The organism is Legionella donaldsonii (assembly GCF_900452385.1).
In the GTDB taxonomy this organism is placed as follows: domain Bacteria; phylum Pseudomonadota; class Gammaproteobacteria; order Legionellales; family Legionellaceae; genus Tatlockia; species Tatlockia donaldsonii.
Genome location: NZ_UGOA01000001.1, coordinates 2,932,603 through 2,959,049 on the forward strand (window position 1 = coordinate 2,932,603; position 26,447 = coordinate 2,959,049).

The following is a 26,447-nucleotide window of genomic DNA, read 5'->3' on the forward strand; positions in this document are numbered from 1 at the left end:
ATGGTTTTAAATTCCCTACGCTACCCTAATCCACCATCATTGATAGCTGGTCACTAACTGCTGGCGACAACGATGATGGGTCATTGCCAAATTCACCAATTCATCTAACAGCTGCGGATAAGCCAAACCACTGGCCTGCCATAATTTGGGATACATGCTAATGGAAGTAAATCCAGGTAATGTATTGATCTCATTAAAGAAAATATCCCCCGTTTGGTCGTTTACAAAAAAGTCGACACGGGCCATCCCTTTGCATTTAAGGCGAGTGAAAATTTCACAGGAAATCGTTTGTAAGCGCTTGAGTATTTTCGGATCCAGTTTAGCGGGGACATGTAATTCAGTCTGGTTAGACTCCAAATATTTTGCACTGTAAGAATAAAAGCCATCTGCGTGATGAACACGAATTTCACCCGCTATACTGACTCTTGGTACACCGGAAAGCGACGCATTTTCAAGAACAGACAATTCAATTTCACGCCCAGGCAGAAACTCTTCCACCAGAATAGTTTCATCATAACGTAAAGCATCTTCAATCGCAGCCGCTAATTCAGTGTGGGTTTTTACTTTATGAATTCCGACACTCGAACCTAACGAGCAGGGTTTAACGAACAAAGGCCAACTTAGTTCAGCCGCCGTTTGCTGGCAAAACTGCTGTCTCTCCAACGCGCTGCTGTGCCAGGATAAAACACGGTAACGGGCAGAACGAATCTCATCATTACAGGCAAGGCGTCTAGCCATATCTTTGTCCATGCCAATTGCGGAAGATAAAGCATCACAACCTACATAGGCAACACCGGCTAATTCCAGTAAACCCTGTAGACAGCCATCTTCATAAAGAGGTCCGTGAACAACAGGGAATACAACATCCGCATCAACGGCAAAACGGCCATCAATCAGTAAACTCGCCAAGGGACCTGAGCGTGAAGTAGTAACAGGTAAACTGTCTTTAAAGGCAAGTAGTTCCTGATAATCATTCTGATAACAACGCCCTTCTTTATCCATGCCTATAGGAATTATGTTGTATTTACTCGCATCCAATTGAGCTAGCACAGACGCTGCAGAAATTAAGGAAATTTCATGCTCACCGGATTTACCGCCATAGAGCAATACTAAATTGATAGGTTTGGACATTAAAAGTCTCCAATGATGTGCACTTCACGAATTAAGTCAATATCAGTTTGCTTATGCACCGTGTCATGTACTAATTCAATTAACGATTCGATATCCCGTGCCGAGGCACTGCCGTGCTGGTTAATAATAAAATTGGCATGTTTTAAAGAGACAACGGCACCACCTAATTGCCTCCCTTTAAGACCACAAGATTCGATAAGACGAGCAGCGAAATTACCTGGAGGGTTTCTAAACACGGAACCACAATTGTATTCGCTGGTCGGTTGAGTATCGGCGCGATGCGCTAATAACTCTTTAATAAGCTGTAAGGATTTTTCCTTCTCACCTGCAATGAGCCGGCAGGTAGCGGCAACAAACCATTCATTGTCCTGCAAACCGGAAACATGGCGATAAGCGATTTCAAATTCTTCTGGCTTTCGTACATGTATCTCACCATCGCGGGTCATGGTTTCAACTTCCACCACCAATTGCCAGGTTTCACCACCAAAACAACCGGCATTCATGCGCAAAGCACCGCCCATTGTCCCAGGAATACCCGCCCAGAACTCACCACCCGCAAGATTATTGCGCGCGCAAAATCTTGCCATACTTGCACAAGATACACCAGCCTCTACACGAACCAGATCTTCAGTGACTAAAGCCATTTCCTTCAAACAGCCTTGCGTTAAAATCACGGTACCCGCAAATCCCCCGTCCCGGATTAAAGAATTGGAGCCCAATCCTAACCAGAGCAATGGTTCATCCGGAGGCAATTGCTTCAAAAATATCGCCAAATCAGCAATGCTGCCAGGCTTATATAATTGACGGGCAATGCCGCCAACTCGCCAGGTTGTATAATCAGCCAGAAGCTCATTCGTTAATAATTGACCTTGATGAGCTGCTGCAGGATTTGTCATTGTTTCTGTTGAAATGTTCACACCGCCTCTCGCGCTGTTTGCGTTAGACTGATTGCCAGCTGACCAATACTACCGGCACCCTGCATCAAAATAACATCACCCTCAGTAATCACTTGGTTTAAGGCTTCTACCAGATTCTTATCATTAACAAGCCTTGCATTAGGATGCTTTTGCTGAATTTTGGCTAACAATGTTTCACTCGTTACACCAGGAATGACTGCTTCGCCGGCAGAATAAATATCCATTAACAATAATTCATCAGCCAGGCTTAGCGCCTCGACAAACTGGTCAAAAAGGGATTGTGTGCGGCTGTAACGATGTGGTTGGAAAACATGAATCAATCGTTTGTCAGGCCAAACACGACGAAAAGCATCAATCGTGGATTTGATTTCTTGTGGATGATGTCCGTAATCATCGACTACAAGGGCTGAGCCACGTTCAAAATGTCGCTCACCGAGCATTTGAAAGCGTCGGCCAACCCCTTGGAATTTAAGTAACCCATTGACAATGGATTCATCATCAACACCTAATTCAGTAGCAATCGCAATAGCGGCCAACGCATTCAATACGTTATGGCGTCCTGGTAATTGAAATTCTATATGCAAGGGTCGGTGGGGCGCAGGGCGCTCCACAGTAAACTCACTCAATAAGCCTTTTTGCGTCCAGTTAACTGCGCGGTAATGGGCGTCTTCACGAAAACCATAAGTTTTTATAGGCCGTTGGACAGAGGGCAAAATACGGCATACTTCGTCATCCTCAATGCAAAGCACTGCCAGGCCATAGAAAGGAAGATGGTGCAAAAACTCAATAAAGGTGCTACGCAATTTATCAAAATTGTCGTCATACGTGCCCATGTGATCCGCATCAATATTGGTGACCACAGACATCATCGGTTTTAGGAACAGAAATGACGCGTCACTTTCATCGGCTTCGGCCACAAAATAAGCTGATTTACCTAACTGAGCATTTGAACCACAGCTATTGAGTTTACCACCAATAACAAAACTGGGATCCAGGCCTCCCTCAGCCAGTAAGCTACTGACCAAACTGGTGGTCGTTGTTTTTCCATGGGTGCCTGCAATGGCAATGCCATAGCGAAAACGCATCAGCTCTGCAAGCATGGCAGCACGAGGAATAACCGGGATTGAGCGTGCTTGTGCCGCAAGGATTTCCGGATTTTCGGTCTCAACGGCTGTTGAACGCACAACCACGTCGGCGCCAACAATATTTTCAACGCGATGACCAATGTGTACATTGATTCCCAAGGATTGCAACCGCTGTACCGTACGGCTTTCACTCAGATCAGAACCGGTAATGCGGTAGCCCAGGTTATGCAAAACCTCTGCAATGCCACACATCCCCACACCACCAATACCAACGAAATGAATCTGCTCTACTCGTCCCATCCTTGGCGATAGAAAGTGTCCTATGTTATCCACAAAGTTCCCCTTTATTGTGAGGTTGGCGGCCTCAATCCCAATGACTGCCAACGATTTTCATGATCAATACGCAATAAAAGTGCGATGACCACACAATTAACTACCATACTGGCGCCACCATAACTTAACAGTGGTAACGTCAATCCTTTTGTAGGCAGCAACCCTGAATTAACGCCCATATTAATAGCGGCTTGCAATCCTAGCCAAAACGTTAAACCATAGGCTGTAAAAGCAGCAAACAAACGCTCTTGCGAATGAGCCGTAAAGCCAATCATTAACCCTCTGGTAACCAGTATACTATACAAAATTAATACTAAAAGAACGCCAAACACACCTAACTCTTCTGCAAGTACAGCAAATAGAAAATCAGTGTGCGCCTCAGGCAAATAGAATAATTTTTGAACGCTATCGCCAAGCCCTACTCCAAGCCACCCACCTCGGCCAAAAGCAATCAACGATTGCGTTAACTGGTAGCCACTATTAAATTGATCGGCCCAAGGATTGAGAAACGCGGTCAACCGCGCAACCCGGTAAGGAGAGGAAACTGCAAGCATGGCAAGGCAACAGAGAACTGCCAGTAATAAACCGACATAATAACGCAATTTGACGCCGGCTAAAAATAGCATCGCCATTACTGTGCCAGAAATAACCACGGTAGCACCAAAATCGGGCTCCATCAGCAACAGGACAGAAATTAGACCCAGAACAATCATTGGTTTAATAAAACCGAAAATATGTTGCTTCACACTGATTTGCTGGCGCACCAGATAACCGGCCAAATAAAAAATCATGGTCATTTTAGCCAGCTCGGAAACCTGTATGCCTATCGGGCCAAAAGCCAACCACCGTCTACTGCCATTCACTGAGCGGCCAATGCCGGGAACTAATACAACCAACAACATCAACAAGCAAATAAGCAGCAACGGCATACTCATTCTTTCCCAGACGCTGCTATCTATCCTCATCACGCCAATTGCCACTATAAATCCGGCGATAAGATAACAAGCTTGTCTAATCAAAAAATGGAACGGCTGGTGATAGTATTTTGTCGAGATCATCACGGAACTGGATGCAACCATCATCAAACCTATAATCACCAACCCAAGCACAGCGCCCATCAGCCATTTATCATAAAGCGCAATGGGCTTATGAGTGGGTTTTCCACGTTGAGTATAATGACGCGGTTGCATGGTACTCACAGCTTACTCACTAAATTTGCAAACACGTCGCCGCGATGATTAAAATCACGAAACATATCCAGGCTTGCACAGGCAGGCGATAACAGGACGACATCGCCAGATGTGGCCTGAGACCTTGCCCTGGTCACCGCCTCCTCCAGGGATGTCGCACGCAATACAGGGGTTATATCTGCTAAAGCATGCTCTATTTTATCCGCATCCTCACCAATTAAAACAACCGAACGGACATGTTCGGCAACAGAGGGGCGTAACTCATTAAAATCGGCACCTTTGCCTTGACCACCTGCGATTAATACAATTTTTCCTTGCATAGCTCCCCCTATCCCAGCAATAGCCGAGATAGTTGCTCCGATATTTGTCCCCTTTGAATCATTAATCCAATCAATTTCATCAAGCGTCCTTACCCACTGACAGCGATGCGGCAAGCCAGTAAAAGTCTTTAATACCTTAATCATGTATTCAGGTTTTATACCAGCAGCGGCCGCCAGGCCACAGGCAGCTAAAGCATTTTGCCAGTTATGTTTGCCCTTAATGCGTAATTCCTCTGTGGACAGCAAGCATTCATTGCCGTCACTCAGGTAATGAGTCCCATTCTTTTCAATGATGCCCCAATGCCCAGGCGCGGGTTTATCCAGACCAAAACTGGTCGCCATGGTTCTGTCAGCGGCGACTTGTGGTATTGTCTGCGCATCATCTCGATTCGATATAACGGTTTGTGCCTGATGATAAACTCGCTGTTTGGCAGTAATATACGCTTCGAGCGTATGATGCCTGTCAAGATGATCGGGAGAAACATTTAGAATAGTTGCTGCAATCGGACTCAATGAATAGGTGAGATCCAATTGGAAGCTGGATAACTCCAAAACCCATAAGTCGTAGTGTTGATCATTATCAAGCAAGTCAAGAACCGGCAAACCAATATTGCCGGCAACAGCGACTGAAAGACCAGCCGCCTTTGCCATTTCACCGACTAAGGTCGTAACGGTTGATTTGCCATTAGTCCCCGTTATCGCAATAACCGGCGCATCGATTTCACGGGCCAGGCATTCAATATCACCAAAAACAGGAATCTTGCGACGAAACGCTTCCTGCAAAAAAGGTTCATCCAGTGCAACACCCGGACTGGTAATAATTCCAGCCAATTGCTGATAAATGGTGCTTGGTAAATCACCTAAAAATACATCGACACCCGGAAATTCCGTATTGAAGGCCGCCAATCCCTCAACGGACTGCCTGGTATCAAAAACTACGAAGGGTTTGTTACGCCGGCTTAAATAACCAGCAATTGAATGCCCCGTTTTCCCCAATCCTGCGACAAGATAAAATGGCTGATTCATAATTATGCCTAACGTAATTTTAGCGTTGCCAAGCCACAGAGCACGAAGACCACTGTCATAATCCAAAAACGTACAATGACCTTAGGCTCAGACCATCCTTTCAGTTCAAAATGATGATGCAGCGGTGCCATACGAAACAAACGTTTTCCACCCGTATATTTAAAATACCCGACCTGCAAAATGACGGATACGGTTTCAATGACAAACAGACCACCCATAATCAACAGGACTAATTCTTGTCTGACGACAATTGCCACAATGCCTAAGGCAGCGCCTAAAGCCAGTGACCCGACATCGCCCATGAACACTTGGGCGGGATAACTGTTATACCAGAGAAACCCCAGACCTGCGCCGACTATAGATGAACAAAAAATAGTTAACTCACCGGTGTTTGGCACAAAAGGAATCGCCAGGTAATGAGCGTATAGAGCATTTGAGCTTGCATAGGCAAAAATACCCAAAGCACCAGCAACCATCACAATAGGCATAATAGCCAAACCATCCAAACCATCCGTCAGGTTAACTGCGTTGCTACTTCCTACGATTACAAAATAGGCAAGCACCGGAAATAAAGGACCGAGGGTAATAAACCAATTTTTGAAAAAGGGAACCGATAATTGGGTGCTTACCGGAATATCAGCACTGCAATAAAGATAGAAAACGGCAGCAAGGGCAATAACGGATTGCCAAAAATATTTCCAACGACCTGGTAACCCCTTACTGTTTTTACGGACTACCTTGCGATAATCGTCAACCCAACCAACAATGCCAAACCCCGTCGTTACTAACATAGCCAACCATAAGGCTGGTTGCCGCAAATCACCCCAGAATAAACAACTGACAAGAATGGCTAACAAAATGAGTACACCACCCATCGTAGGTGTTCCCGCTTTTGACAAATGCGTTTTAGGCCCGTCATCACGAACCATCTGGCCAATTTGTAAATTTCGTAACCAACGAATCATCAAGGGACCACAAAACAGCCCCACCAGCAAGGCCGTGAGTGCGGCTAAAATAGAACGGAATGTTAAATACTGAAACACTCTAAACGCATGATACTGTCCTTGTAATAGCTGCGTTAACCAGTAAAGCATATTATCTGTACCTCTCGTAAAGAAAAATTAAGCGCTATCAACTGGGAAAATAAAAAGTGGGGTTTCGAATAATTCCACCATTTCATTGCCCTGTGTATCAAGCAATATTGAGACCGCGCAAAAAGTTGCCAAGCATACCATAAACTAGCTGATTCAACCCACCAATTGGCGCACAATTTTTTCCATTGCTGAAGAGCGCGACCCTTTTACCAACACCGTTGTGTTCGCATCTAATTTAGTGAGCAAATCTTGCGCCAACTCTTCCTGATTTTTGTAATGCCTGGCTGTCGAACCAAACGCTTTAGCAGTATGTTCACTATGAACACCACAAGTCATCAGCAAATCGATCCCTTGACGCTGGGCAGCATGGCCAATCTCTTCATGATGTTTTTGAGTCCAGGCACCCAATTCCCCCATATCACCCAAAACGAGAATGCGGCGGCCTTGCCGTTTAGACAGCACATCAACAGCGGTCAATACCGAACGTAAATTGGCATTGTAGGTATCATCAATAACCAGAGAATCGTTCTTGCCGGATAAAAAAGTCATCCGTCCGGCAACGCCATTAAATTGACTTAAGCCTTGAACAATGTCCGTTAAAGAAATACCCGCAGCATAACAACAGGCAGCGGCAGCCAGGGCATTACGAACCGTATGTTCACCGGGGATTTTTACGGTAAGGGGTGCTTCTCCGCTGGGAAGGACCAAAGTAAAGCTTGCACAACCCTGTTGATTAAAAGAAAGATCCCGTGCATAAACATCAACTGGCTTCGTTAAAGAAAAGCGCAAAACGTTTTTATCTGTCAGCAGATCATCCCAAAAATGGGCATAGTCATCATCCGCATTGATAACAGCCGTGCCGTTAGCAGCAAGTCCTTGATAAATTTCCCCTTTAGTACGCGCAACCCCATCAATGGAACCAAAGCCCTCAATATGGGCCGGCGCAATGTTATTGATTAAAGCAACCTGCGGTTTGACCATCGCCACTGTATAGGCAATCTCGCCGGGATGATTTGCCCCAAGCTCAAACACTGCATAGCGATGCTCAGGTTTTAATTGCAGCAAGGTCAATGGCACCCCAATATGATTATTTAGATTACCGGGAGTAGCATGGGCAGGTTTCGGTAAAACAGAGGCAATCATCTCTTTTACTGTCGTTTTGCCATTACTACCTGTTAAAGCAATAATTGGACAGGTAATCGATTGACGATGATAACTGGCGATTCTCGCTAAAGCCTCTATGGTATCAGGCACTTCCAACTGTGGAACATTTATTTTCGGGTTAGCTTGATTACAAAGTACAGCCACTGCGCCTTTGGCAACAGCTTCTTCAATAAACTCGTGGCCATCAAAACGCTCTCCGCGCAAAGCAACGAATAAATTGCCTGGCTGTACCTGACGACTATCAATGCATAGGCCCGTAAGTGGAGTCTGTTCAGTAGAAGGATTGTTAAATAGTGCAGCAATAGTATTTAAGTTCATAGTATTTGTAGGTTGTTAAAAGCTTAGTTTACTGATTATTATTGCAGCCGGCCAGAGTGGATTTAGCTTCCGTGAAACATTCTGTAAAATCCAAATCAGGCTAGACGTAGAAATTATATCTCTTAATAGATGTATTGTCCTAAAACAAAGACGTTAATGAATGATTAGGGCAGTGAGTCCAATAATTTCTGTATGGTTTTTTCCTGTTCATCTGCCTCTGTCTTAATGAGGAGTACCTTTAGTCGCGAAGTGGTTCCACGCAAAATAACAATCTGTTTTTGCTGCAGCCGCAGCAATTTTGCCAAATACTGAATCAACATCTTGTTGGCCTTGCCATCTTGCGGGCTTGCTTGCAAACAAATTTGCAAGCCCCCTGCTGGATCCAGTTTTACGGCGTTTTGCCTGCTACCTGGTTTGACATTGAGTTGCAAGCTAAACTGTCCCGCCTCCCTTTTAAGCCAAGGCGGGTAATTCATAAGGTTCGTTGATATTTAACAAACTCTGATAGCGGGCAATACTAGCCTCCGTTAGAGGCTGTCGTTGCTCATCAAGCAAAAAGGTATCCAAACCGTCACTTAACTGTTTTGCTGTTTCCAGCATAATGGCAAAACGCTCAGCATCAATAGTAGGATTACCAGAAGATTGCATAAACAGACAAAGCCCTCGTACACTAAATGCACCAATATTCTGTAAATCAAAAACACCACTGGCAGTGGCAGCCGCCAAACTGCACAGTACAGGCCCTTGGCCATTGGAGTACTGATGACGATGAAATAGCTGTCCTTCGCCAAAACGCAATCCAGCAGCAAGAACTGTTTGCAATAATTCATAACCAGCTAATTGGCGATTTTCCTTTGCTAACAAAAACATCATTACTGATTTACCGACCTCATTGCTCGTTGCGGCTGGCTTTTCCTTATCCGTTTTCTCTGGATTGGCTGATGTTGTTTTGATAGCAATATCGTCAAGACCCTCATCCTCACTTTGCAAAGTACTAATCTTGCGTATCGCAATAATGTCGTCAAACGATTTATTTTCTGCTACTCCCAATGAAGGATTATAACTGACTGGGGATAAACTTTGGCGTCTTGCTTTCATCAACCGTCCAATAGCAATCACAACTCCAATGAGTAACAGTACATTAAGGATAAGACTCCAATTTGCCTGCATGTTTTACTCCTACTCTGTTAAAAGGCTCCTCTTTGTCGTTTAAGACGAAGATTCACTCATAGACAAGGCCTGCTCCACATCAACCGCAACTATACGTGAAACACCAGGTTCCCGCATAGTTACCCCAATCAAATGCTCTGCCAATTCCATCGTTACTTTATTGTGAGTAATAAAGAGGAATTGAACGAATTGTGACATTTCTTTTACTAAATCACAAAATCTACCGACATTTACATCGTCCAGCGGTGCATCTACCTCATCCAGCATACAAAAGGGTGAGGGATTCAAACGGAAAATAGCAAAAACCAACGCAACCGCCGTCATTGCCTTTTCCCCTCCAGACAATAAATGAATCGTACTATTACGTTTGCCAGGAGGTTGTGCCATTACTAAGATACCCGCTTCTAACAGATTATCACAAGTCAATTCCAACATGGCACGCCCACCGCCAAAAAGACGAGGAAAAAGTGCTTGAAAGGAGGTATTTACTTCATCAAAGGTTACTTGCAGCCGTTGTTGGGTTTCTTTATCCATTTTTTCAATAGCAGCATCAAGGGTTGCCAACGCTTCCATCAAATCCTGATATTGCCCATCCAAATGCTGTTTGCGTTGCAATTCACTATCATATTCTTCTATGGCAGCCAGATTAATTGCGCCTAACCGCTGGATTTTTTCAATAATATCCTGCAAAGCCTGCTCACGCGTTTGCTGAGTAACACCCTCTGGAATGGCTGCAAGCAATAATTCGACTTGGCCATCAAGCTCTGCTAACGCATCCATGATTCCACTGGCACGAACAGCCAAAGCCTGCTCTTGCATTTGCTCCTGTTGAATTTTTTCCTGAATTGTCTTGGACAGTTTTTCTTCACTTCGAACCAATGCTTCGCTGGCTTCCAGGTCTTGCGTCAGGCTACTCAAACTCTCACGCCGTGTACTTAACGCTACTTCCAGCTCCTCATGCTGTTTAATTTTCTCACTTAACGTCGTATTTAACGTGAGATCAGGGTTATCTAACTCAAGTAGCCGGTTGGCCAATAACTCCAATCGCTCATTCAAGATCTCTAAACGTGCTTCTTCGCGTTGGATATTCTCATTGAGTTGCTTAATTTTTAAAATTTCGCGTTCAGCCTGCAGCTGGCTAGCCTGTAACACTGAATTTCCCTCATCCACTGCTTGCTTGCTAGTTAACAGGGTAGATTCCCAGGTTGCCTTTTCGTTAGTTAACAACCCCTGTTGCTGCTCGTATTGTTGACTGGTTTCAATACTGGCCTGTAACAATTGCGCAGCACTGTCTTGTTGGCTGGCTAATTCTTCTAACTCCAAACCAAGCTCTTCACTCTCGGTTCTTAAAACATCCTTTCGTGTTTGGGCTTGTTCGAGAGCCCGCTCTTTATGACGGAGTTGTGCTTCACAATCTCTTAATGACTCACGGCTTAGCGATAGTGTTTGTCGGGTCGTCTCAAGCTGACATTCATTTTCTTTGATCTGCGCATGAACTTGATCGCGATTCGCTTTTAAGGTATCCAAATGAGTTTGCGCGGTTGAAAGCGCCTTGCTAATCACAGTCAACTTTTCCTGGCGCAGCAATAATCCTTCTTCGTCGACTGTAGAGTCAGCTACCTTAGCCCAGCCTTTACCCAACCAATAACCATCCAGAGTCACTATCGACTCATCGTCTTGCAGTGTTGGCAGACAGCTTAGTGCTTCTTCAAAGTCAGAGACGGTATAAATTTTATCGAGTTGATAAATCCAGTTAGGCTGTATACCTTGAATCTTATCGGATAAACGCGGGTGCGCACCCGCCTTTTCGCAGCGTTGCACCGGGGTAACAAATAACGAGGACGTCCCTTGTAAATGCTTCATTTCAGGCCACAACGGGTCGAGTGAATCAAGGACAATGGCTTGCAGTCCATCCCCTATAACCCATTCACAAATAGCTTGCCAATCCTTATCAACCACCATTGCTTCTGCAAGGCGAGGTTTTTTATCCCACTGTGCCGTTGTGGGATCGATGGCTTTATGTTCTCGTCTCAAAGCAGACTGTTGCGCTGCAAGCAAGGCTGCCTGTTGCGTATTTAACCGATGAACGTCATCCTGGGCCTGATGAAGTGCTTGTTCAATAGCCATTAATTGTTGACGCAACGTAGAATTGGCAGCAGTGACTTGTTGATGCTGCTTATCGTCTTGCTCCAGTTGGGCTTGCAACCTGGTTAAATCATCCTGTTGACTTTTTAATTCAGCAACAAAATCATCTGTGGCTAATAACAACTGTTCATCTTGAATCTTTTGTAACTGCAATAAAATCTGCTGTCGGCGCTGGTTAAGATGCTGCAGGCGAACCTCTTGTACTTGAATTTCGCCACGAACCTTGCTTAACGCCACCTGTACTTGTTGGGTTTCTGCAAGCCAATGCGTATATTGCTGTTGCTTGTCTTGAAAAGCCTGCTGTTGAACCGCTAATTCCATCCGCACGCTTTGCAACTTTTCTTGCAATTCTTGCAACGATTCTTCACAGGTACTTTGTATATGTCGATCTTGCTGTAACTGGCTGGTTGCCATTTGCCAATCAATCTGCAACTGTTGTTGATCGGCCTTTAAACGTTGTTTTTCGCGTTGCTGTTGTTGAATCGTTTCTTCCAGGCGGGCAATCTCTGTCGCTAATTGATAAAAATTCGTTTGCACCTGTTGAAAAGCGTCATTATCATCTTGCAGTTTTTCCCGCAGCACAACACTTTGTTTATAAGCTTCTGTGGCTTTGGCCTGATGCTGCTCATAATCGAGCGACAAGCGTTTTAATTCATTTTGCCTGGCTGTTTGCTCGGCGGTTAATGCCTGCCATTTCAAGGCAAGAATTTCCGATTTACACAGCCGCTCCTCTATCTTCAGCGCTTTATAACGTTCGGCGGCTTTTGCCTGGCGCTCAAGACGTTGTAATTGCTTGTCCAATTCGTCGCGAATATCAGCAACACGTGCCAAATTCTCTCGTGTATGGGTGATACGTAACACAGTTTCCCGACGCCGCTCTTTATACTTGGACACCCCAGCAGCTTCTTCCAGATAAGCACGCAACTCTTCCGGACGGGCTTCAACCAGCCGAGAAATAGTGCCTTGCCCAATAATTGAATAGCCACGAGCACCAGCGCCAGTACCGAGAAAAATATCGGTAATATCACGGCGACGACAACGACTGCCATTTAGGTAATAAAACGAGTCACCATCACGAGTAACCAAACGCTTAACGGCGATTTCCTGGTAAGCAGCATATTGACCGCCAAGCCGTCCCATGCTGTTGTCAAAAACCAGTTCGACAGAGGCTTGCCCTACGGCCTTACGCTGTGAAGATCCATTAAAAATGACATCCGTCATCGATTCACCGCGCAGATTTTTTGCTGAGCTTTCGCCCATCACCCAACGGACGGCATCGATGATATTAGATTTTCCACAGCCATTAGGCCCTACAACAGCAACTAATTGACTGGGAAAAGGCACAACGGTTGGTTCCACAAAGGACTTAAACCCTGCCAGCTTTAACTGTTTCAGATGCATTCAAAACAAAAAAAAAGAAAATTGCTGGAATTGTAACTCAGAAACAACAGAAAGGCGAAGTGTATACCCTCGAGGCATCTCACTCCTGCCATCACAGAAAAGCTGTCCATTTGTGGCGAAAATTTCCTAAAATTACAACGAAAAGCAATTCTTTTTCACGGAGAATCATCTATAGTTTATCTATAGATGCCCTACGTGCTAAATTAACTAAAACACGTGAAAATAGAAGCGCTTAGCCATTGCTATCAGGAGCTCGGATGACCCAGGACGCAGAACTTCATGACATTATGCAAACAATTGCTGCAAAAAGCCTGAATCTTTTGGAAGGCTTTAAAAAGCAACCTGAGCAAATGCCAGGCCTTATTAAGCAATTTATGGATTTAACCAGTGATTACCAGGCGCTGGTCATTACGTTGTTAAAAAATCCTGAGCAAGTATGGCAGATGCAAATTGCTTACTGGCAAGATGCTATAGGCTTGGCACAAGACCAATTCAATCATTGGCTGGAAGGTAAACCGATGCCAATTAATGATCGCCGCTTTAGTGGCGATGAATGGCTCAATAATCCTTTCTTCAATTTACTCAGCCAACACTATCTGTTGGCCAGTGAGCATATGAACTCGTTGCTTGAACATCTAAACTATGGTGATAAACAGCTCGCCAGAAGAGTTCAATTTTTTACCAGACAATACCTGGATGCTTTATCCCCGGCTAATTTCCTGCACACTAACCCGCAATTGATGGCAGAAACACTACAAAGTCACGGTAAAAATTTATTACGCGGCCTGCAAAACCTATTGACCGATATGGAAGCAGGTTCGTCGCGTTTATTGATTAAAATGACTGATACGGATGCGTTTAAAATAGGTGTTAATATTGCGACAACCCCTGGTAAAGTCGTTTATCGCAACGACATGATGGAGTTGATCCAGTACACGGCCCAAACCGACAAAGTCCAGGCTGTACCACTGCTTTTAGTCCCACCGTGGATTAATAAATATTATATTTTGGATCTAAGTAAGCATAATTCATTGATCGGTTGGCTAGTCGAGCAAGGAATTACTGTCTTTGTGATTTCCTGGGTTAATCCCGATGCGAGCTATGCTCAAAAAGGTATCTATGACTATCTCAAAGATGGGCCGATGACGGCTATTGAAATCATCCAGGAACAATTGCGGGTAAAGCAAGTGAACGTACTTGGCTTTTGCATTGGCGGAACCTTAATTGCCTGTATGTTAGCTTATCTTAAAGCGCATCGTGAAGACTCGGTCCGCAGCGCTACTTTCTTGGCATCAATGATTGATTTTAGTGATCCCGGTGATATCTCCGTTTTTATTGATGAACAACAAATTGTCCGTATTGAAGAAGAAATGCACTCCAAAGGTTTTCTCGACGGGCGCTTCATGGCCAGTACGTTTAATTCTCTACGTGCAAATGACCTTGTATGGTCGTTTTTTATAAAAAATTATCTCCAGGGTAAAAATCCTGTTCCCTTTGATATCTTATATTGGAATGCTGATGCGACTAATATGCCGGCCAAAATGCATTCACAATATTTACGCTGGATGTATCTCCATAATGATCTGGTAAAACCGGGAAAAATACATCTTAATCATACGCCATTAGATGTGACCAAAATTGATGTCCCCACTTTTTTCCTCTCTACACAAAAAGATCATATCGCCCCCTGGCAAACCACCTATAAAGGCTTTCAACTCATGCGTGGAAAAAAACGTTTCTTGCTGGGCGGCTCAGGCCACATAGCCGGTATAATTAATCCGCCAAGCAGTGAAAAATATGGTTTCTATCGCAATAACAGCACCACACAGACAGCGGAAGAATGGTTAGCCAATGCGACCCACAACCCGGGCTCCTGGTGGCCAGAGTGGCTAGAGTGGTTGAAAAAAGAGTCTGGCCCCCTGGTTTCCCCTCCAAAGTTTACCGACTTGCCCTTCAAAGGCCTGGTGGATGCACCGGGAACCTATGTTTTCAAAACTTATAAATTAGAACCAGCGAAAGAACAAAATTAAAGCTTATTGACCTAGACTTCTTTCGAACATCGATGAATAAAAAAAAGAGATTACTGCATGGAGTAATCTCTTTAAAAATTTGAAGCAATATAAAAAGGAATTTATTTCTTTTCGCCAGCTTTATTTTTTACTTCCTGAACCAGAGAGAGCATGGCCTTTTCAAAAATTTGAAATGATTTTTGCATGTAATCCAATGCTTTATGGCCATTTTCGACTGCCAAATTGATTTGCTTTTCCAATAACTCTTCGGGTTTCTTGAGGCTTGCCAGTTCCTCTGGTTTTAAATAAGTTAACCCTTGTAAGGTTTTAACATTAAGTTCAGCGATTGCTTGAAAAGGTTCTTGTGCCTTTTTAGCCATTTCACTCCATTTTTCAAAAGACGCCTGATTCATGATTTTCTCCATTATGTTGCACTGCACAATATTAGATTAGTACTTATATAACATGATTGTCAAGAGATTTTTCCATTTATTTTGCAGTGCAGCATAAACGCTTTCTATTGTTTGAAAAATCCTTGCCATTGTTTAAATAATTGCTGCATCTGCTGTGACACCGTATCGGTTGTTTGCTGATAATCTTTGAGGTAGGGATTCGTTTGCAGAGATTTTTCCAGACTGGAAAACATCTGTTCTAACATCCCCCTAAAAGCTTGATTCATTGGGTGGTGGGCTAACACAATCAGTTGCCGTAACATATCGACTGAAAGAAATTGACTGGAGCCACTTTCCATCTCCACAAAAATCTGTAGTAGAGTAATATTGGTTATATCTTTGCCATTCGTTGAGTCCTCGACTCGAAAGGGGATACCGTCCACCACATAACGTTGTAATTCTTCAACGGTAATATATTGGCTTTTCTCTGTATCATAAAGCCTGCGATTCTTATATTTTTTAATCAATCTCATTGCCATTTTACTCTCTTTACCCACTTCAAGCTTACAGAACAAGTCTGTAAGCTTAGGTTTTAATACATATGCAAGCCGCCATTAACACTTAAATTCGCACCAGTGATATAACGACTTTTATCGCTGATTAGAAACTCGACAACCCACGCAATTTCCTCAGGCTCGGCTAACCGTTTAGCAGGAATCAGGGCTATGATTGATTCCAAAATATCGGGTCTAATTCCTTTCATCAATCGCGTATTCACATACCCTGGTGATAAGCTATTAACCGTAATATTTTTTGCCATGAGCTCCTGCGCCAAGCTTTTGGTAAAGCCATAAACCCCGGCCTTGGATGCAGCATAATTCGCTTGCGAGAACTGTCCTTTTTGAGCGTTTACAGAGGAAACATTAACAATTCGTCCACTTTCCTGCTCACGCATATATTCCACCACAGGCCGAGTTACATTAAACATACCATCAAGGTTGACAGTCAGTACTTCATCCCATTGCTGTTTCGTCATTTTATTAAATACCGCGTCGCGTGTAATGCCAGCATTATTAATCAATACATCCACACGGCCAAATTCTTTGACAATGTCATCAACCACTACTTTACATTGATCAAAATCGGTGACATCCATATGTCTGTAGAACGCGTTTTGATAACCTTCCTCATGGAGCTCAGCCTCCCATAAAGAACCTTTATTCTCAGCAAGTACGTCTAAGGCAATTATTTTCCCATAGAGCGAGTTTAAGTGTTTGGCAATGGCAGTTCCAATATCACCTGTGCCGCCAGTAACTAATACAACTTTTTCTTTTTGCATAGGATTACCTTGGTTGACGAGCACGAGGCTACATGTATTGGCCACCATTAATGTCGAGATTTGCACCCGTAATAAACCCTGACTCGGGTGAAGCAAGGAATGCAACAGCATGGGCAACTTCTTGTGCCGTACCTAAACGCCCAACCGGAATGTTGGCAATAATAGCTTTCAATACCTCCTCTCTAACCCCAGCTAACATCGGTGTTTCAATGTAGCCAGGTGAAATGGTATTTGCGGTAATCCCTTTGGCAGCCACTTCTAACGCTAAACTCTTGGTAAACCCAAAAAGGGCTGCTTTACTGGCTGCATAATTGCATTGGCCGAACTGCCCTTTGCGGCCATTAATGGAAGAAATATTAATGATGCGGCCATAATTTTTTTCCAGCATAGAGGGTAAGACATTCCGTGTCACATTAAATACACTGGTCAAATTGGCATCAATGACTTGCTGCCATTGTTGGGGAGACATTTTTTTCAAGCTGGCATCGACTGTGATTCCAGCATTATTCACCAGAACATCAATCTGACCATAGCGCTCCAGAATTAAAGCAGCCAGTTTTTCACAATCATCAAACTTGGCAATATCTGCATAAAAAATATCAATATCATAGCCAGCCTCTTTCTGGACAGCTTGCCACTGTTTCGCTTCCTCATGTCGGCCATCTTTAAAATAGCAAGCGATTACTCGATAATCAGCAGCCAGGCGCTGGCAAATGGCTGAACCTATTCCACCAGTGCCTCCAGTAACTACGGCTGTCCTTCGTTCCATAAATAACTCCTTTCTATAATGTAACTGGTAAGTATTACTTCAAAGTAAAACGATAGCAATGTCAATGCCAACACAGCGGAAGTACTCTAATTTTTAGCATTCAATGGGTGGTTCAATGGAGTAAACAGGGAGTCGACTAAAAATAAATACGCTTTAGAATGAAGCGTTATTAGCGAGGAGGACAAGTTCGTCATCATCAATTTCACTCATTAACGATGACGAACCTGGCACAGAGATATGACTTAAACGATAAGCAATTGCCTAACCTTTTACTGGTTGTGGAACATAGCCTTTGAGTTGTTGAGCGAATTGACGCAACACCTCGAGACCCGACTCTTCAGCCTGCTTACACCAATTTTGTAAGGCTTCCACTAACTCTTTTTGCGAAGTGGCTGTCTTCAACCAGATATTTTGCAGTGATTGACGATAGCTATAAACCACCTGCAATTGTTCATGGCTGGCTAGCAAGGCTTGCAAACGTGATTTTGCCCGTGGTGATAACAAGCTGTCTTGCAATCGTAACAACCGACCGGCGCGCTGGAAAAGATGTTTCTCTCCCTTAGTCTCACTAATGCGCTTCTCATCTTTAAGAATAGGGCGCACAACACGCTTGTAATAATGAGACATAATCTGGAAACGATTACTCACTACCGCTTTAACTGTTTCAAGATCCACTTGTAATTTACCAGCATCCATCGCCAATTTTGGCGGCAATTTTTTGACTTTGGCCAAACCGAGGAAAGCTAAGCAGCGGATATATAACCAACCAATATCAAACTCCCACCATTTCACCGAAAATTTGGCTGAAGAAGCAAAGGTATGATGATTATTATGTAACTCTTCCCCACCGATCCAAAAACCCCAGGGAATCAGGTTCGTTGAGGTATCAGCACATTCAAAGTTTCTATAACCCCAGTGATGGCCTACCCCATTCACCACACCGGCAGCATGAAGTGGAATCCACATCATTTGGATTGCCCAAATAGTAATGCCGGGAAGACCAAACAGTACCAGGTCGGCAATAAACATTAATAGAATGCCTTTGGCAGAAAAACGCGAGTAAACATTGCGCTCTATCCAGTCATTCGGCGTACCATGCGAGTATTTGGCAACCATTTCTTTATCGTTGGCTGCTGTTTTGTACAACTCGGCACCCTGCCAGAATACCTTTTTCAGGCCCATAACCTTGGGACTATGCGGATCGCCTTCAACATCAGTAGTAGCATGATGTTTGCGATGGATGGCCACCCATTCTGCGGTCACCATACCGGTAGTTAACCATAACCAAAAGCGGAAAAAATGACTAATAATCGGATGTAACGTCAACGCGCGATGCGTTTGGTGACGATGCAAATAAATCGTAACGGCTGCGATTGTGATTTGAGTTAGCACAATGGTGGCTATTACATAACCCCAGAACGACAAATTTAAAACACCGTAAATCATCGGTTACTCTCCCCTGGTAAATAATTATGCATTGAGACAACAATTTTTCAATGCACTCTCTATATAATACCACAAATTGCACAATTCGCATTGCATCGTATCCACTTGTGGACGATAATTTTCACATAAGGGTATGAGATATGGCTCATTTCCTTCACAGTAGGACTATTTCAATGAATGAAAAATTACAGCGTCTTTTAGAAAACATCGTTCCCTTCCTCATGCTTGGGATAGCGATTGCATTAGTCATCGGTTTATTCATTATGTTTTCCTATGTCCTGATATGGGGCTTATTAATCGGTGGTATTCTTTGGGCAATATCGTTTGTGAAAAGCTATTTTTTCCCTAGTAATACACCTACAAAAACCGAAGGGCGCGTTATTGAACATAACGACAAAGACTAATGCCTGAATTACCGGAAATAGAAACGACCAGGCGTGGTCTAAGCCCGTTTTTACTGAATCAGACTATTATAGACATGACAATAAGACAGCCTCAACTGCGCTTGCCGGTCACCCCCGCATTAAATCAGCGCTGCACCGGCCAGGTAGTGAAGGCTATTTACCGACGTGCCAAATATTTGTTGTTAGAATTGTCTGAAGGTTATTTGCTTATTCATTTGGGAATGTCCGGCCATTTACGTGTGACGGATAAAACATCGGTTGCCAGTAAACATGATCACATCGATATGTTACTGCAGAATGGGTTAATCCTTCGTTACAATGATCCTCGCCGCTTTGGATTGTGGCTTTATTTAAAGGAAAATCCTTATCAGCACCGCCTCTTAGCTCATTTAGGCCCGGAACCACTGGAGGATTCGTTTACTGGCAGTTACCTAAGTCAGCGGGCCCGCCATAAAAAGCAAAGTATTAAATCCTTTATTATGAGTAATGACATTGTCGTTGGCGTAGGGAATATCTATGCCACTGAAAGCTTGTTTTTAGCGGGCATTCACCCGTTGACACCTGCAGGCTCGCTTAAGTTGGCTCAATACGACCGACTGGCCAGCCATATTAAGCAGGTCTTGGAACAAGCCATCAAGGCCGGGGGCACAACGCTGCGTGATTTTTATGCCATCGATGGAAAGCCTGGCTATTTTACCAATGATTTACAAGTTTATGGCCGCAAAAATCGCCCCTGTTTTCATTGTCAGACATTGATTGAAACCACCGTAATAGCCGGAAGAAATTCTGCTTTTTGTCCTCGCTGCCAACCCCCGGTTTCCCGCACTATGCAGAGTCAAAAAATGTTGCCTTGATATTAATATGATTTTAATGAGGGAGTTTAGCCCAAACTAAATGACCGAATTAAAGTTAAATTTTAACGAAGAGATCGGGGTTTTGCGTAAGTCCTGATTGTGCAGTATTCAGCACATGCAGTATTATCAACCCTCTCTAACGATAATGATTAACTATGAAGATTAGTAAATTACGCACCCAGTGGATAATGTTTCTTTCCATACTCAGTACAGGCGACGCCTGTTTGCGTTCCATTTTTAAACGCCTCTCTGGAAAGCAAACTCGCGCATGGTCCGATGCAGTGATTCACCGATGGGTAAACCGTCTGCTCAATTTAGTTGGTGTAACCTGTAAAGTGGTTAATCCTTATAAAGTCGAACCTCAGGCAGGGAAAGCAACTATCATTATGTGTAATCACAGCAGCCTTTATGATATTCCCATCAGTTTTCAAGCCTTTCCCAATCATTCAATCCGCATGTTAGCTAAAAAAGAACTATCAAAGATTCCTATTATGGGGAAAGGAATGACAGCAGCAGAATTTCCTTTTATTGATCGTAAAAATAGACATCAGGCGATAAAAGATTTAGCTCAAGTGCGTCAATTATTGGAAAGTGGAATTGTTATGTGGATAGCGCCGGAAGGGACTCGTTCAAAGGATGGTAAATTAGCGCCTTTTAAAAAAGGGGCCTTTATTACTGCTATTGAAACGAAGGCCACCATTATTCCGATTGGTATTCGTGGCGCTTATGATATTTTACCGGCACGCACGACTCAATTTAATCTCAATCAAATTGCTGAAATCCATGTTGGCAAACCAATTGATGCTTCGCAATATACCCCTAAAAATAAAGATGAACTGGTGCAAGAGGTCTATCAGTCTATTAAGGCGCTGGTAGGAGAAACAGCACCCGACTAATTTAGTGGGTAACACCATAACCATCCTGATTTACGCCAACGGTAGCTGATAACCCGATGTGCCTTGGATCTGAGGTTGCCGTGATGAAATTCTTTTCTTTATCCCAGGTGATTGCCTGCATATCACCATAATATTGATTCAAAGCCATTAATTTGTAACCCATCGCTTTTAATTCAGCCTGCAAGGCCGGAGAAAATGTTTCCGGTTCAAACTGCAGCCAATCGGGTAAATATTGGTGATGGAAACGCATCGCCGAAACCATGGAGATTGCTCCAGAGAAATCATAAAAACGCAGTGCAGCAAGAAATACCATTGTCGGAATGCGACTCCCTCCAGGTGTACCCACAATCGCGATACGGCCGGGCATTTCAAGAAAACTAGGCGTCATACTCGATAAAGGTCTCTTGCCAGGGGCAATACTATTTTTTTCGCTACCAACAATACCAAATACATTTCTCTCACCAGGTTTACTCGAGAAATCATCCATTTCATCATTTAGTAATACGCCTGTTCCTTCAGCAACAACACTGGAGCCAAAAATAAAATTCACTGTCATGGTTGCTGAGACTCGATTTCCCTCGTTATCGATGATAGAAACGTGTGTGGTATTCGCACTGCCATCCTTGCTGGCCTGGCCTTGTAAAACATCACTTGGTAAGGCTTTGTTTGGAGGAATTAAGGAGCGAAGCTGTTTTGCATTGTCGGCTGACAGTAATTTATCCAGCGGGATTTGTTCAAAATCCGGATCGGCCAAGAACATCGAACGTTGCCAAAAAGCGAGCCGCATCGCTTCAGTCAAATAATGAATCCATTGGCTTTTACTAAACGTTGATAAGGGATAAGCCGCCACTATATTTAACATGGTTAATAAAGTCACTCCACCTGCAGATGGAGGAGGTGCAGTAATAACTAGCATATTATGGTAAGCACCTTGTAAAGGTTCACGCACTTTAATTTGGTACGCAGCCAAATCTTTCAGCGACCAAATACCACCTGCTGCATTGACTCCTTTTACTAAGCGCTCAGCCACCTCACCACGATAAAATCCATCGTGTCCCTTCGCAGCAAGTAATCTTAGTGTTTTTGCCAGATCAGGTTGTTTAAGACGTTCTCCAATTTGATAAGGTTTTCCATCATGCAAAAAAACTGCTGCCGTAGCAGGAAAGCGCTGTAACATTTGTAGCCGGTCATCCATTATTGAAAAATAATTAAATTGATGATCAACAATAAACCCTTCTTCGGCAAAACGAATGGCCGGCGCTAATGATTTGGCCAAGGGCAAACGGCCATAATGCTCAGCAATATAAACCAATGCTGCTGGCTCACCAGGAATAGCAGCAGCCAAGCCCCCATTTAAAGATAATCCGGGAACGGGATTACCATCGGTTCCCAAAAACATCGTTTTTGAAGCGGCAAGAGGCGCTGTCTCGCGGCCGTCAATAAAAATATTTTTCTTTTCTTTCGCTTGATGCAGCAACCAAAACCCACCACCACCCAGACCTGAATGGTAGGGCTCAACCACTGCAAGTACAGCAGCAACAGCCACTGCTGCGTCGAAGGCATTACCACCCGCAGCAAGAATTTCTAAACCCGCATTCGTTGCGAGGGGGTGCGCGGAGGCCACTGCATAGCCGGAAGGCTTTTCCGCATACTCTTTTGCACCGACGGGATTAAGAATTAAAAATAGGATAACGGTCAATAAGAACTTTGTTCCTCTCATAGCCCTTGCTTCTTCCTTTCCTGTAAGGCGCTAACGACAGCCGCAGGCACAAATTGTGATACATCGCCGTCAAGTTGGGCAATTTCCCGCACCAAAGTTGATGAAATAAATAACAGATGTTCAGAAGGGGTTAAAAACAGCGTTTCAATTTCTTGACATAATTTACGATTCATACCTGCTAATTGAAACTCATATTCAAAATCGTTTACTGCACGCAAACCACGCAAAATAATGCCTGCTTTTTGTTCACGCGCAAAATCAATCAATAAGTTGTCAAAGCCCATAACCGAGACGCCCGGCAAATGCCCCACAGACGTTTTTATTAACTCAATACGAGTCTGTAAGGTTAGATAAGGACGTTTAGCTTGATTACTGGCTACAGCAACAACTATTTCAGGAAATAACCGGGATGCGCGAGCGATAATGTCAACATGACCATTCGTTATCGGATCAAACGTCCCAGGATAAATCGCTTTATTTTTCATAATGCCACATCACAATTGCAAGTTTAAGCAGTCTAGCGTATTGTGGATAGAAAAACTATTGGCAACCATCAAGGACTCGTTAATTCACCCGATAGCAACGCAGCGTTTCCCCGGTGTGAGTTAGCAACCTCTTTACAATATGGATTGGAGAAATGTAATGATTCCCAGTAAACATCTTTTTCTAACCGCTGTTGTTTTGTTGACTGCCTGTGCGCCCCACCCCACGATTGAAACCAATCCTAATGTTGGCTCTTCTGCGTCAACCTCCTCAACAACAAAAGGAGGGACTCCGTCGACAGCAGATGCTTCAACAGCGGCTGGCAAAACGACTGTTGCTGGCGCTAACACGACAACGACCGATAAAGCTAATCGTACGGCTGATACCGCATCACGAGTTGCCGGCGCGTCTCCCGCCGGCGTTTCTTCCTGGGAAATTTCCGGTGCAATGGCAGCACGAAATAAAAGTAAAGGCTGGAGTGCTTCTCTTAACTGGGTACAAAACGGTCCTGGCCAATACCAAATTCGCTTATCAGGACCTCTTGGCAGCGGCACCGTTCTTGTCAATAAAAAGGGGGGGGTAGTTACTTTGCGTGACGGCCCAAAAACAGCGTCCTCATCCAATGCTGATGAACTGCTAAGGCAACAAACCGGGGTTCGCCTACCCGTTAATAATCTCTATTACTGGGTAAGAGGTTTACCTGCACCGGGCGCTGTCCAATCAGCTAAAAAGGATCAAGCCAACCATTTAACCCTTCTGCGGCAATCTGGCTACACCATTGAATACACTCAATACACCACGGTTGGTAAATATGTACTACCAAGCCAGATAAGGTTACAAGGCAATGGGGTCTTTATTAAAGTGGTCATTAGACGTTGGCGGGTCTAGGAATAGTGGATCGGGGAACCATTTGCACGTTTAGCAAGTCGTTCCCTCTCCCTTGCGTAGTGAGCCCTATAGAATAATTTTTTCTTTTCAACGTTGACAAGCTTTTAAATTCTCTGCAAAATACGCAGCACATTGCAGCAATGCACACAATGATTATTCACGGATGAAATAATAGAATCTACAACTTATTGGGGTGTCGCCAAGCGGTAAGGCACAGGGTTTTGATCCCTGCATACCTAGGTTCGAATCCTAGCACCCCAGCCACAATCTTGTTGATTCAAGTAAACAGACGGCAGAAGATAACCGGGAAGGATGCGTTCACCGGATCGCTCAAATAATAACTATATCTTTCTGGCTGTCTTCTGCTATGTGTTTAAGTCACCTGATTAAAACTCGAATCTAAGGTTTTTTGCACATGTCGACAATGATGATCTTTACCGGCAATGCTAATCCAGAGCTGGCACTTAAAATAGCTTCCCACCTGCAAATTCCTATTGGTCAGGCGACCGTAGGTACTTTCAGCGATGGCGAGACTATGGTTGAAATACTCGAAAATGTACGTGGCAGGGACGTCTTTGTTGTCCAATCCACTTGTGCGCCAGCCAATGACAATTTAATGGAACTATTAAGTATGGCGGATGCCCTGCGGCGCTCATCAGCAGGACGAATTACCGCTGTCGTGCCTTATTTTGGTTACGCACGCCAAGACCGCCGTGTGCGTTCCGCAAGAGTACCGATTACTGCAAAAGTAGTTGCTGATATGATGGCTTCTGTAGGTATTTGTCGCGTTCTTACCGTCGATTTACACGCTGATCAGATTCAAGGTTTTTTCTACATGCCTGTAGATAATGTCTACTCCACTCCTGTTCTGCTGGAAGACATTAGAGAGAAAAATCTAACCGATCTCATGGTTGTTTCACCTGATGTAGGCGGAGTAGTTCGTGCCAGGGCAATGGCCAAACTTCTTAATGACACTGAATTGTCTATTATTGATAAACGCCGTAGTGGACCCAATAAGTCAGAAGTCATGCACATTATCGGCGAGCCCGCGGGAAGACACTGTCTCATTATTGATGACATTGTTGATACGGCAGGTACTTTATGTTCCGCAGCACATCAACTTAAGCAAAATGGTGCTATTAGCGTGCGGGCTTACGTTACTCATCCAGTGCTGTCTGGTCCTGCTGTCAATAATATAGTTAACTCCTCTTTAGATGAAATTGTTGTTACCGATACAATTCCCCTGTCAGAAGCAGCTAAGCAATGTAAAAAGATCCGGGTTGTCAGTTTGGCAGATATGTTAGCGCAAGCGATAAAGCGTGTTAATGTTGAGGAATCTGTAAGCTCAATGTTTGCCGAGTAACCTGACAAAAATTGCTGGACAGTTATACTTCTGTAGCCTTGGTGGAGTAGTTTTGCAACACCAGGGCTGTCTCATGAAATCCTTTCGTTGTTCTGTCAATTCTATTTCACGGCCACCTATGGCTTAAAACCTTTGTGACTAGACTCCCTGGGATCAAGAAGCATTGACGGATTTAGCGCCCAGAAATGAAAAAAGGGGAAATCATTTCCCCTTTTTTGATACTAATTATTAACGCAGAGAGCTAATCAGGCGTTTAATCTCGTGTCCCTACGTACTTGTCGTCAAAGTAACGACGTAGCTTAGTTCTTAATGTACCTCTACTAATTCCAAGCATAATGGCAGCACGTGATTGGTTATACTTGCAATGCTCCATTACAGCACGAAATAGCGGTGTCTCAATTTCCTCAAGAACAAACTGGTACAGATCAACAGGATCAGTTCCCTTCAGCTCGGTGAAATATTTCTGCACTGATTGAGTGACACTGGCAGCCAACGACGAAGTAGTAGTATCTCCGGCCTCATTACCGATTGTTGTCATTCTTATTAACTCCTCCTTTTAAAAGCAGCATCTTACCCAATTGAGCAATTCC

The 26,447-nt window shown here is 43.9% G+C and carries 24 protein-coding genes and 1 tRNA gene; 7 read left to right on the top strand and 18 right to left on the bottom strand.

Annotated elements, in window-relative coordinates:
* Positions 1 to 36: 36 nt before the first annotated feature.
* The 10 genes from DYC89_RS13340 to smc form a co-directional block, all read right to left on the bottom strand.
* A complete protein-coding gene (locus DYC89_RS13340; protein ID WP_115222231.1) occupies positions 37 to 1,131 on the bottom strand; it encodes a D-alanine--D-alanine ligase family protein in 1,095 nt (364 codons plus the stop codon).
* Positions 1,131 to 2,027: a UDP-N-acetylmuramate dehydrogenase gene (gene murB / locus DYC89_RS13345; protein ID WP_115222769.1), complete on the bottom strand. Its 897-nt coding sequence runs from the start codon at positions 2,025 to 2,027 to the stop codon at positions 1,131 to 1,133. Before murB ends, DYC89_RS13340 begins: the two co-directional genes overlap by 1 nt.
* Positions 2,028 to 2,044: 17 nt before the next feature.
* Complete coding sequence (gene murC / locus DYC89_RS13350; protein ID WP_412754433.1) at positions 2,045 to 3,433, bottom strand: UDP-N-acetylmuramate--L-alanine ligase; 1,389 nt, start codon at positions 3,431 to 3,433, stop codon at positions 2,045 to 2,047.
* Positions 3,434 to 3,477: 44 nt separating this feature from the next.
* Positions 3,478 to 4,656, bottom strand: a complete 1,179-nt coding sequence (ftsW, locus tag DYC89_RS13355; RefSeq protein WP_181879462.1) for a putative lipid II flippase FtsW — start codon at positions 4,654 to 4,656, stop codon at positions 3,478 to 3,480.
* 5 nt (positions 4,657 to 4,661) lie between these two features.
* Entirely contained in the window at positions 4,662 to 6,002 is a 1,341-nt protein-coding gene (gene murD / locus DYC89_RS13360) for a UDP-N-acetylmuramoyl-L-alanine--D-glutamate ligase (protein ID WP_115222234.1), read from the bottom strand.
* An 8-nt stretch (positions 6,003 to 6,010) separates the two neighbouring features.
* Positions 6,011 to 7,096 (bottom strand): phospho-N-acetylmuramoyl-pentapeptide-transferase, encoded by a 1,086-nt coding sequence (mraY, locus tag DYC89_RS13365; protein ID WP_115222235.1) that lies wholly within the window; start codon positions 7,094 to 7,096, stop codon positions 6,011 to 6,013.
* 153 nt (positions 7,097 to 7,249) lie between these two features.
* On the bottom strand, positions 7,250 to 8,578 hold the full coding sequence (locus tag DYC89_RS13370; RefSeq protein WP_115222236.1) for a UDP-N-acetylmuramoyl-tripeptide--D-alanyl-D-alanine ligase: 1,329 nt from the start codon (positions 8,576 to 8,578) through the stop codon (positions 7,250 to 7,252).
* A 164-nt stretch (positions 8,579 to 8,742) separates the two neighbouring features.
* Entirely contained in the window at positions 8,743 to 9,054 is a 312-nt protein-coding gene (locus DYC89_RS13375; RefSeq protein WP_115222237.1) for a DUF167 domain-containing protein, read from the bottom strand.
* Positions 9,032 to 9,748: a cell division protein ZipA C-terminal FtsZ-binding domain-containing protein gene (locus tag DYC89_RS13380; protein WP_115222238.1), complete on the bottom strand. Its 717-nt coding sequence runs from the start codon at positions 9,746 to 9,748 to the stop codon at positions 9,032 to 9,034. The genes DYC89_RS13375 and DYC89_RS13380 overlap by 23 nt, the downstream gene beginning before the upstream one ends.
* A 39-nt stretch (positions 9,749 to 9,787) precedes the next feature.
* Entirely contained in the window at positions 9,788 to 13,294 is a 3,507-nt protein-coding gene (gene smc / locus DYC89_RS13385; protein WP_115222239.1) for a chromosome segregation protein SMC, read from the bottom strand.
* Between the two features lie 257 nt (positions 13,295 to 13,551).
* Here smc and DYC89_RS13390 point away from each other — a divergent pair, with 257 nt between their 5' ends.
* Positions 13,552 to 15,324, top strand: coding sequence for a PHA/PHB synthase family protein (locus DYC89_RS13390; protein ID WP_115222240.1), 1,773 nt, complete (start codon positions 13,552 to 13,554; stop codon positions 15,322 to 15,324).
* Between the two features lie 101 nt (positions 15,325 to 15,425).
* On the opposite strand, the gene DYC89_RS13395 is transcribed toward DYC89_RS13390, so the two are convergent.
* From DYC89_RS13395 to DYC89_RS13415, 5 genes are all read right to left on the bottom strand, one after another.
* On the bottom strand, positions 15,426 to 15,716 hold the full coding sequence (locus DYC89_RS13395) for a phasin family protein (RefSeq protein WP_115222241.1): 291 nt from the start codon (positions 15,714 to 15,716) through the stop codon (positions 15,426 to 15,428).
* A 104-nt stretch (positions 15,717 to 15,820) separates the two neighbouring features.
* Positions 15,821 to 16,234, bottom strand: coding sequence for a polyhydroxyalkanoate synthesis regulator DNA-binding domain-containing protein (locus tag DYC89_RS13400; RefSeq protein ID WP_115222242.1), 414 nt, complete (start codon positions 16,232 to 16,234; stop codon positions 15,821 to 15,823).
* Between the two features lie 53 nt (positions 16,235 to 16,287).
* Complete coding sequence (gene phbB, locus DYC89_RS13405; RefSeq protein WP_115222243.1) at positions 16,288 to 17,034, bottom strand: acetoacetyl-CoA reductase; 747 nt, start codon at positions 17,032 to 17,034, stop codon at positions 16,288 to 16,290.
* A 28-nt stretch (positions 17,035 to 17,062) separates the two neighbouring features.
* Positions 17,063 to 17,803 carry an acetoacetyl-CoA reductase gene (gene phbB / locus DYC89_RS13410; RefSeq protein WP_115222244.1) on the bottom strand — a complete coding sequence of 247 codons (741 nt, stop codon included), beginning with the start codon at positions 17,801 to 17,803 and terminating at the stop codon, positions 17,063 to 17,065.
* A gap of 261 nt (positions 17,804 to 18,064) precedes the next feature.
* Complete coding sequence (locus DYC89_RS13415) at positions 18,065 to 19,249, bottom strand: DesA family fatty acid desaturase (protein ID WP_115222245.1); 1,185 nt, start codon at positions 19,247 to 19,249, stop codon at positions 18,065 to 18,067.
* A 140-nt stretch (positions 19,250 to 19,389) separates the two neighbouring features.
* On the opposite strand from DYC89_RS13415, the gene DYC89_RS13420 reads away from it, so the two are divergent.
* The 3 genes from DYC89_RS13420 (at position 19,390) to DYC89_RS13430 (ending at position 21,403) form a co-directional block, all read left to right on the top strand.
* On the top strand, positions 19,390 to 19,653 hold the full coding sequence (locus DYC89_RS13420) for a hypothetical protein (protein WP_342767875.1): 264 nt from the start codon (positions 19,390 to 19,392) through the stop codon (positions 19,651 to 19,653).
* Entirely contained in the window at positions 19,653 to 20,507 is an 855-nt protein-coding gene (gene mutM, locus DYC89_RS13425) for a bifunctional DNA-formamidopyrimidine glycosylase/DNA-(apurinic or apyrimidinic site) lyase (RefSeq protein WP_115222247.1), read from the top strand. The genes DYC89_RS13420 and mutM overlap by 1 nt, the downstream gene beginning before the upstream one ends.
* 155 nt (positions 20,508 to 20,662) lie before the next feature.
* On the top strand, positions 20,663 to 21,403 hold the full coding sequence (locus DYC89_RS13430) for a lysophospholipid acyltransferase family protein (protein WP_115222248.1): 741 nt from the start codon (positions 20,663 to 20,665) through the stop codon (positions 21,401 to 21,403).
* Position 21,404: 1 nt separating this feature from the next.
* On the opposite strand, the gene ggt is transcribed toward DYC89_RS13430, so the two are convergent.
* Positions 21,405 to 23,123 carry a gamma-glutamyltransferase gene (ggt, locus tag DYC89_RS13435; protein ID WP_115222249.1) on the bottom strand — a complete coding sequence of 573 codons (1,719 nt, stop codon included), beginning with the start codon at positions 23,121 to 23,123 and terminating at the stop codon, positions 21,405 to 21,407.
* Positions 23,120 to 23,608, bottom strand: coding sequence for a pantetheine-phosphate adenylyltransferase (gene coaD / locus DYC89_RS13440; protein WP_115222250.1), 489 nt, complete (start codon positions 23,606 to 23,608; stop codon positions 23,120 to 23,122). Before coaD ends, ggt begins: the two co-directional genes overlap by 4 nt.
* Before the next feature lie 157 nt (positions 23,609 to 23,765).
* Here coaD and lolB point away from each other — a divergent pair, with 157 nt between their 5' ends.
* From lolB to DYC89_RS13460, 3 genes are all read left to right on the top strand, one after another.
* On the top strand, positions 23,766 to 24,494 hold the full coding sequence (gene lolB, locus DYC89_RS16735; RefSeq protein ID WP_245954003.1) for a lipoprotein insertase outer membrane protein LolB: 729 nt from the start codon (positions 23,766 to 23,768) through the stop codon (positions 24,492 to 24,494).
* Positions 24,495 to 24,683: 189 nt separating this feature from the next.
* Positions 24,684 to 24,758, top strand: a tRNA-Gln gene (locus DYC89_RS13450).
* 151 nt (positions 24,759 to 24,909) lie between these two features.
* Positions 24,910 to 25,857 (top strand): ribose-phosphate pyrophosphokinase, encoded by a 948-nt coding sequence (locus DYC89_RS13460; RefSeq protein WP_115222251.1) that lies wholly within the window; start codon positions 24,910 to 24,912, stop codon positions 25,855 to 25,857.
* A 253-nt stretch (positions 25,858 to 26,110) separates the two neighbouring features.
* Here the strand turns inward: DYC89_RS13460 and DYC89_RS13465 are convergent, their stop codons facing one another.
* Positions 26,111 to 26,395, bottom strand: a complete 285-nt coding sequence (locus DYC89_RS13465; protein ID WP_115222252.1) for a helix-turn-helix domain-containing protein — start codon at positions 26,393 to 26,395, stop codon at positions 26,111 to 26,113.
* Positions 26,396 to 26,447: the final 52 nt, after the last annotated feature.

Coding starts and splice junctions, on each gene's coding strand:
- DYC89_RS13340 (WP_115222231.1), bottom strand. CDS start 1,131: ATGTCCAAACCTATCAATTTAGTATTGCTCTATGGCGGTAAATCCGGT.
- murB (WP_115222769.1), bottom strand. CDS start 2,027: ATGACAAATCCTGCAGCAGCTCATCAAGGTCAATTATTAACGAATGAG.
- murC (WP_412754433.1), bottom strand. CDS start 3,433: ATGGGACGAGTAGAGCAGATTCATTTCGTTGGTATTGGTGGTGTGGGG.
- ftsW (WP_181879462.1), bottom strand. CDS start 4,656: ATGCAACCGCGTCATTATACTCAACGTGGAAAACCCACTCATAAGCCC.
- murD (WP_115222234.1), bottom strand. CDS start 6,002: ATGAATCAGCCATTTTATCTTGTCGCAGGATTGGGGAAAACGGGGCAT.
- mraY (WP_115222235.1), bottom strand. CDS start 7,096: ATGCTTTACTGGTTAACGCAGCTATTACAAGGACAGTATCATGCGTTT.
- DYC89_RS13370 (WP_115222236.1), bottom strand. CDS start 8,578: ATGAACTTAAATACTATTGCTGCACTATTTAACAATCCTTCTACTGAA.
- DYC89_RS13375 (WP_115222237.1), bottom strand. CDS start 9,054: ATGAATTACCCGCCTTGGCTTAAAAGGGAGGCGGGACAGTTTAGCTTG.
- DYC89_RS13380 (WP_115222238.1), bottom strand. CDS start 9,748: ATGCAGGCAAATTGGAGTCTTATCCTTAATGTACTGTTACTCATTGGA.
- smc (WP_115222239.1), bottom strand. CDS start 13,294: ATGCATCTGAAACAGTTAAAGCTGGCAGGGTTTAAGTCCTTTGTGGAA.
- DYC89_RS13390 (WP_115222240.1), top strand. CDS start 13,552: ATGACCCAGGACGCAGAACTTCATGACATTATGCAAACAATTGCTGCA.
- DYC89_RS13395 (WP_115222241.1), bottom strand. CDS start 15,716: ATGAATCAGGCGTCTTTTGAAAAATGGAGTGAAATGGCTAAAAAGGCA.
- DYC89_RS13400 (WP_115222242.1), bottom strand. CDS start 16,234: ATGGCAATGAGATTGATTAAAAAATATAAGAATCGCAGGCTTTATGAT.
- phbB (WP_115222243.1), bottom strand. CDS start 17,034: ATGCAAAAAGAAAAAGTTGTATTAGTTACTGGCGGCACAGGTGATATT.
- phbB (WP_115222244.1), bottom strand. CDS start 17,803: ATGGAACGAAGGACAGCCGTAGTTACTGGAGGCACTGGTGGAATAGGT.
- DYC89_RS13415 (WP_115222245.1), bottom strand. CDS start 19,249: ATGATTTACGGTGTTTTAAATTTGTCGTTCTGGGGTTATGTAATAGCC.
- DYC89_RS13420 (WP_342767875.1), top strand. CDS start 19,390: ATGGCTCATTTCCTTCACAGTAGGACTATTTCAATGAATGAAAAATTA.
- mutM (WP_115222247.1), top strand. CDS start 19,653: ATGCCTGAATTACCGGAAATAGAAACGACCAGGCGTGGTCTAAGCCCG.
- DYC89_RS13430 (WP_115222248.1), top strand. CDS start 20,663: ATGAAGATTAGTAAATTACGCACCCAGTGGATAATGTTTCTTTCCATA.
- ggt (WP_115222249.1), bottom strand. CDS start 23,123: ATGAGAGGAACAAAGTTCTTATTGACCGTTATCCTATTTTTAATTCTT.
- coaD (WP_115222250.1), bottom strand. CDS start 23,608: ATGAAAAATAAAGCGATTTATCCTGGGACGTTTGATCCGATAACGAAT.
- lolB (WP_245954003.1), top strand. CDS start 23,766: ATGATTCCCAGTAAACATCTTTTTCTAACCGCTGTTGTTTTGTTGACT.
- DYC89_RS13460 (WP_115222251.1), top strand. CDS start 24,910: ATGTCGACAATGATGATCTTTACCGGCAATGCTAATCCAGAGCTGGCA.
- DYC89_RS13465 (WP_115222252.1), bottom strand. CDS start 26,395: ATGACAACAATCGGTAATGAGGCCGGAGATACTACTACTTCGTCGTTG.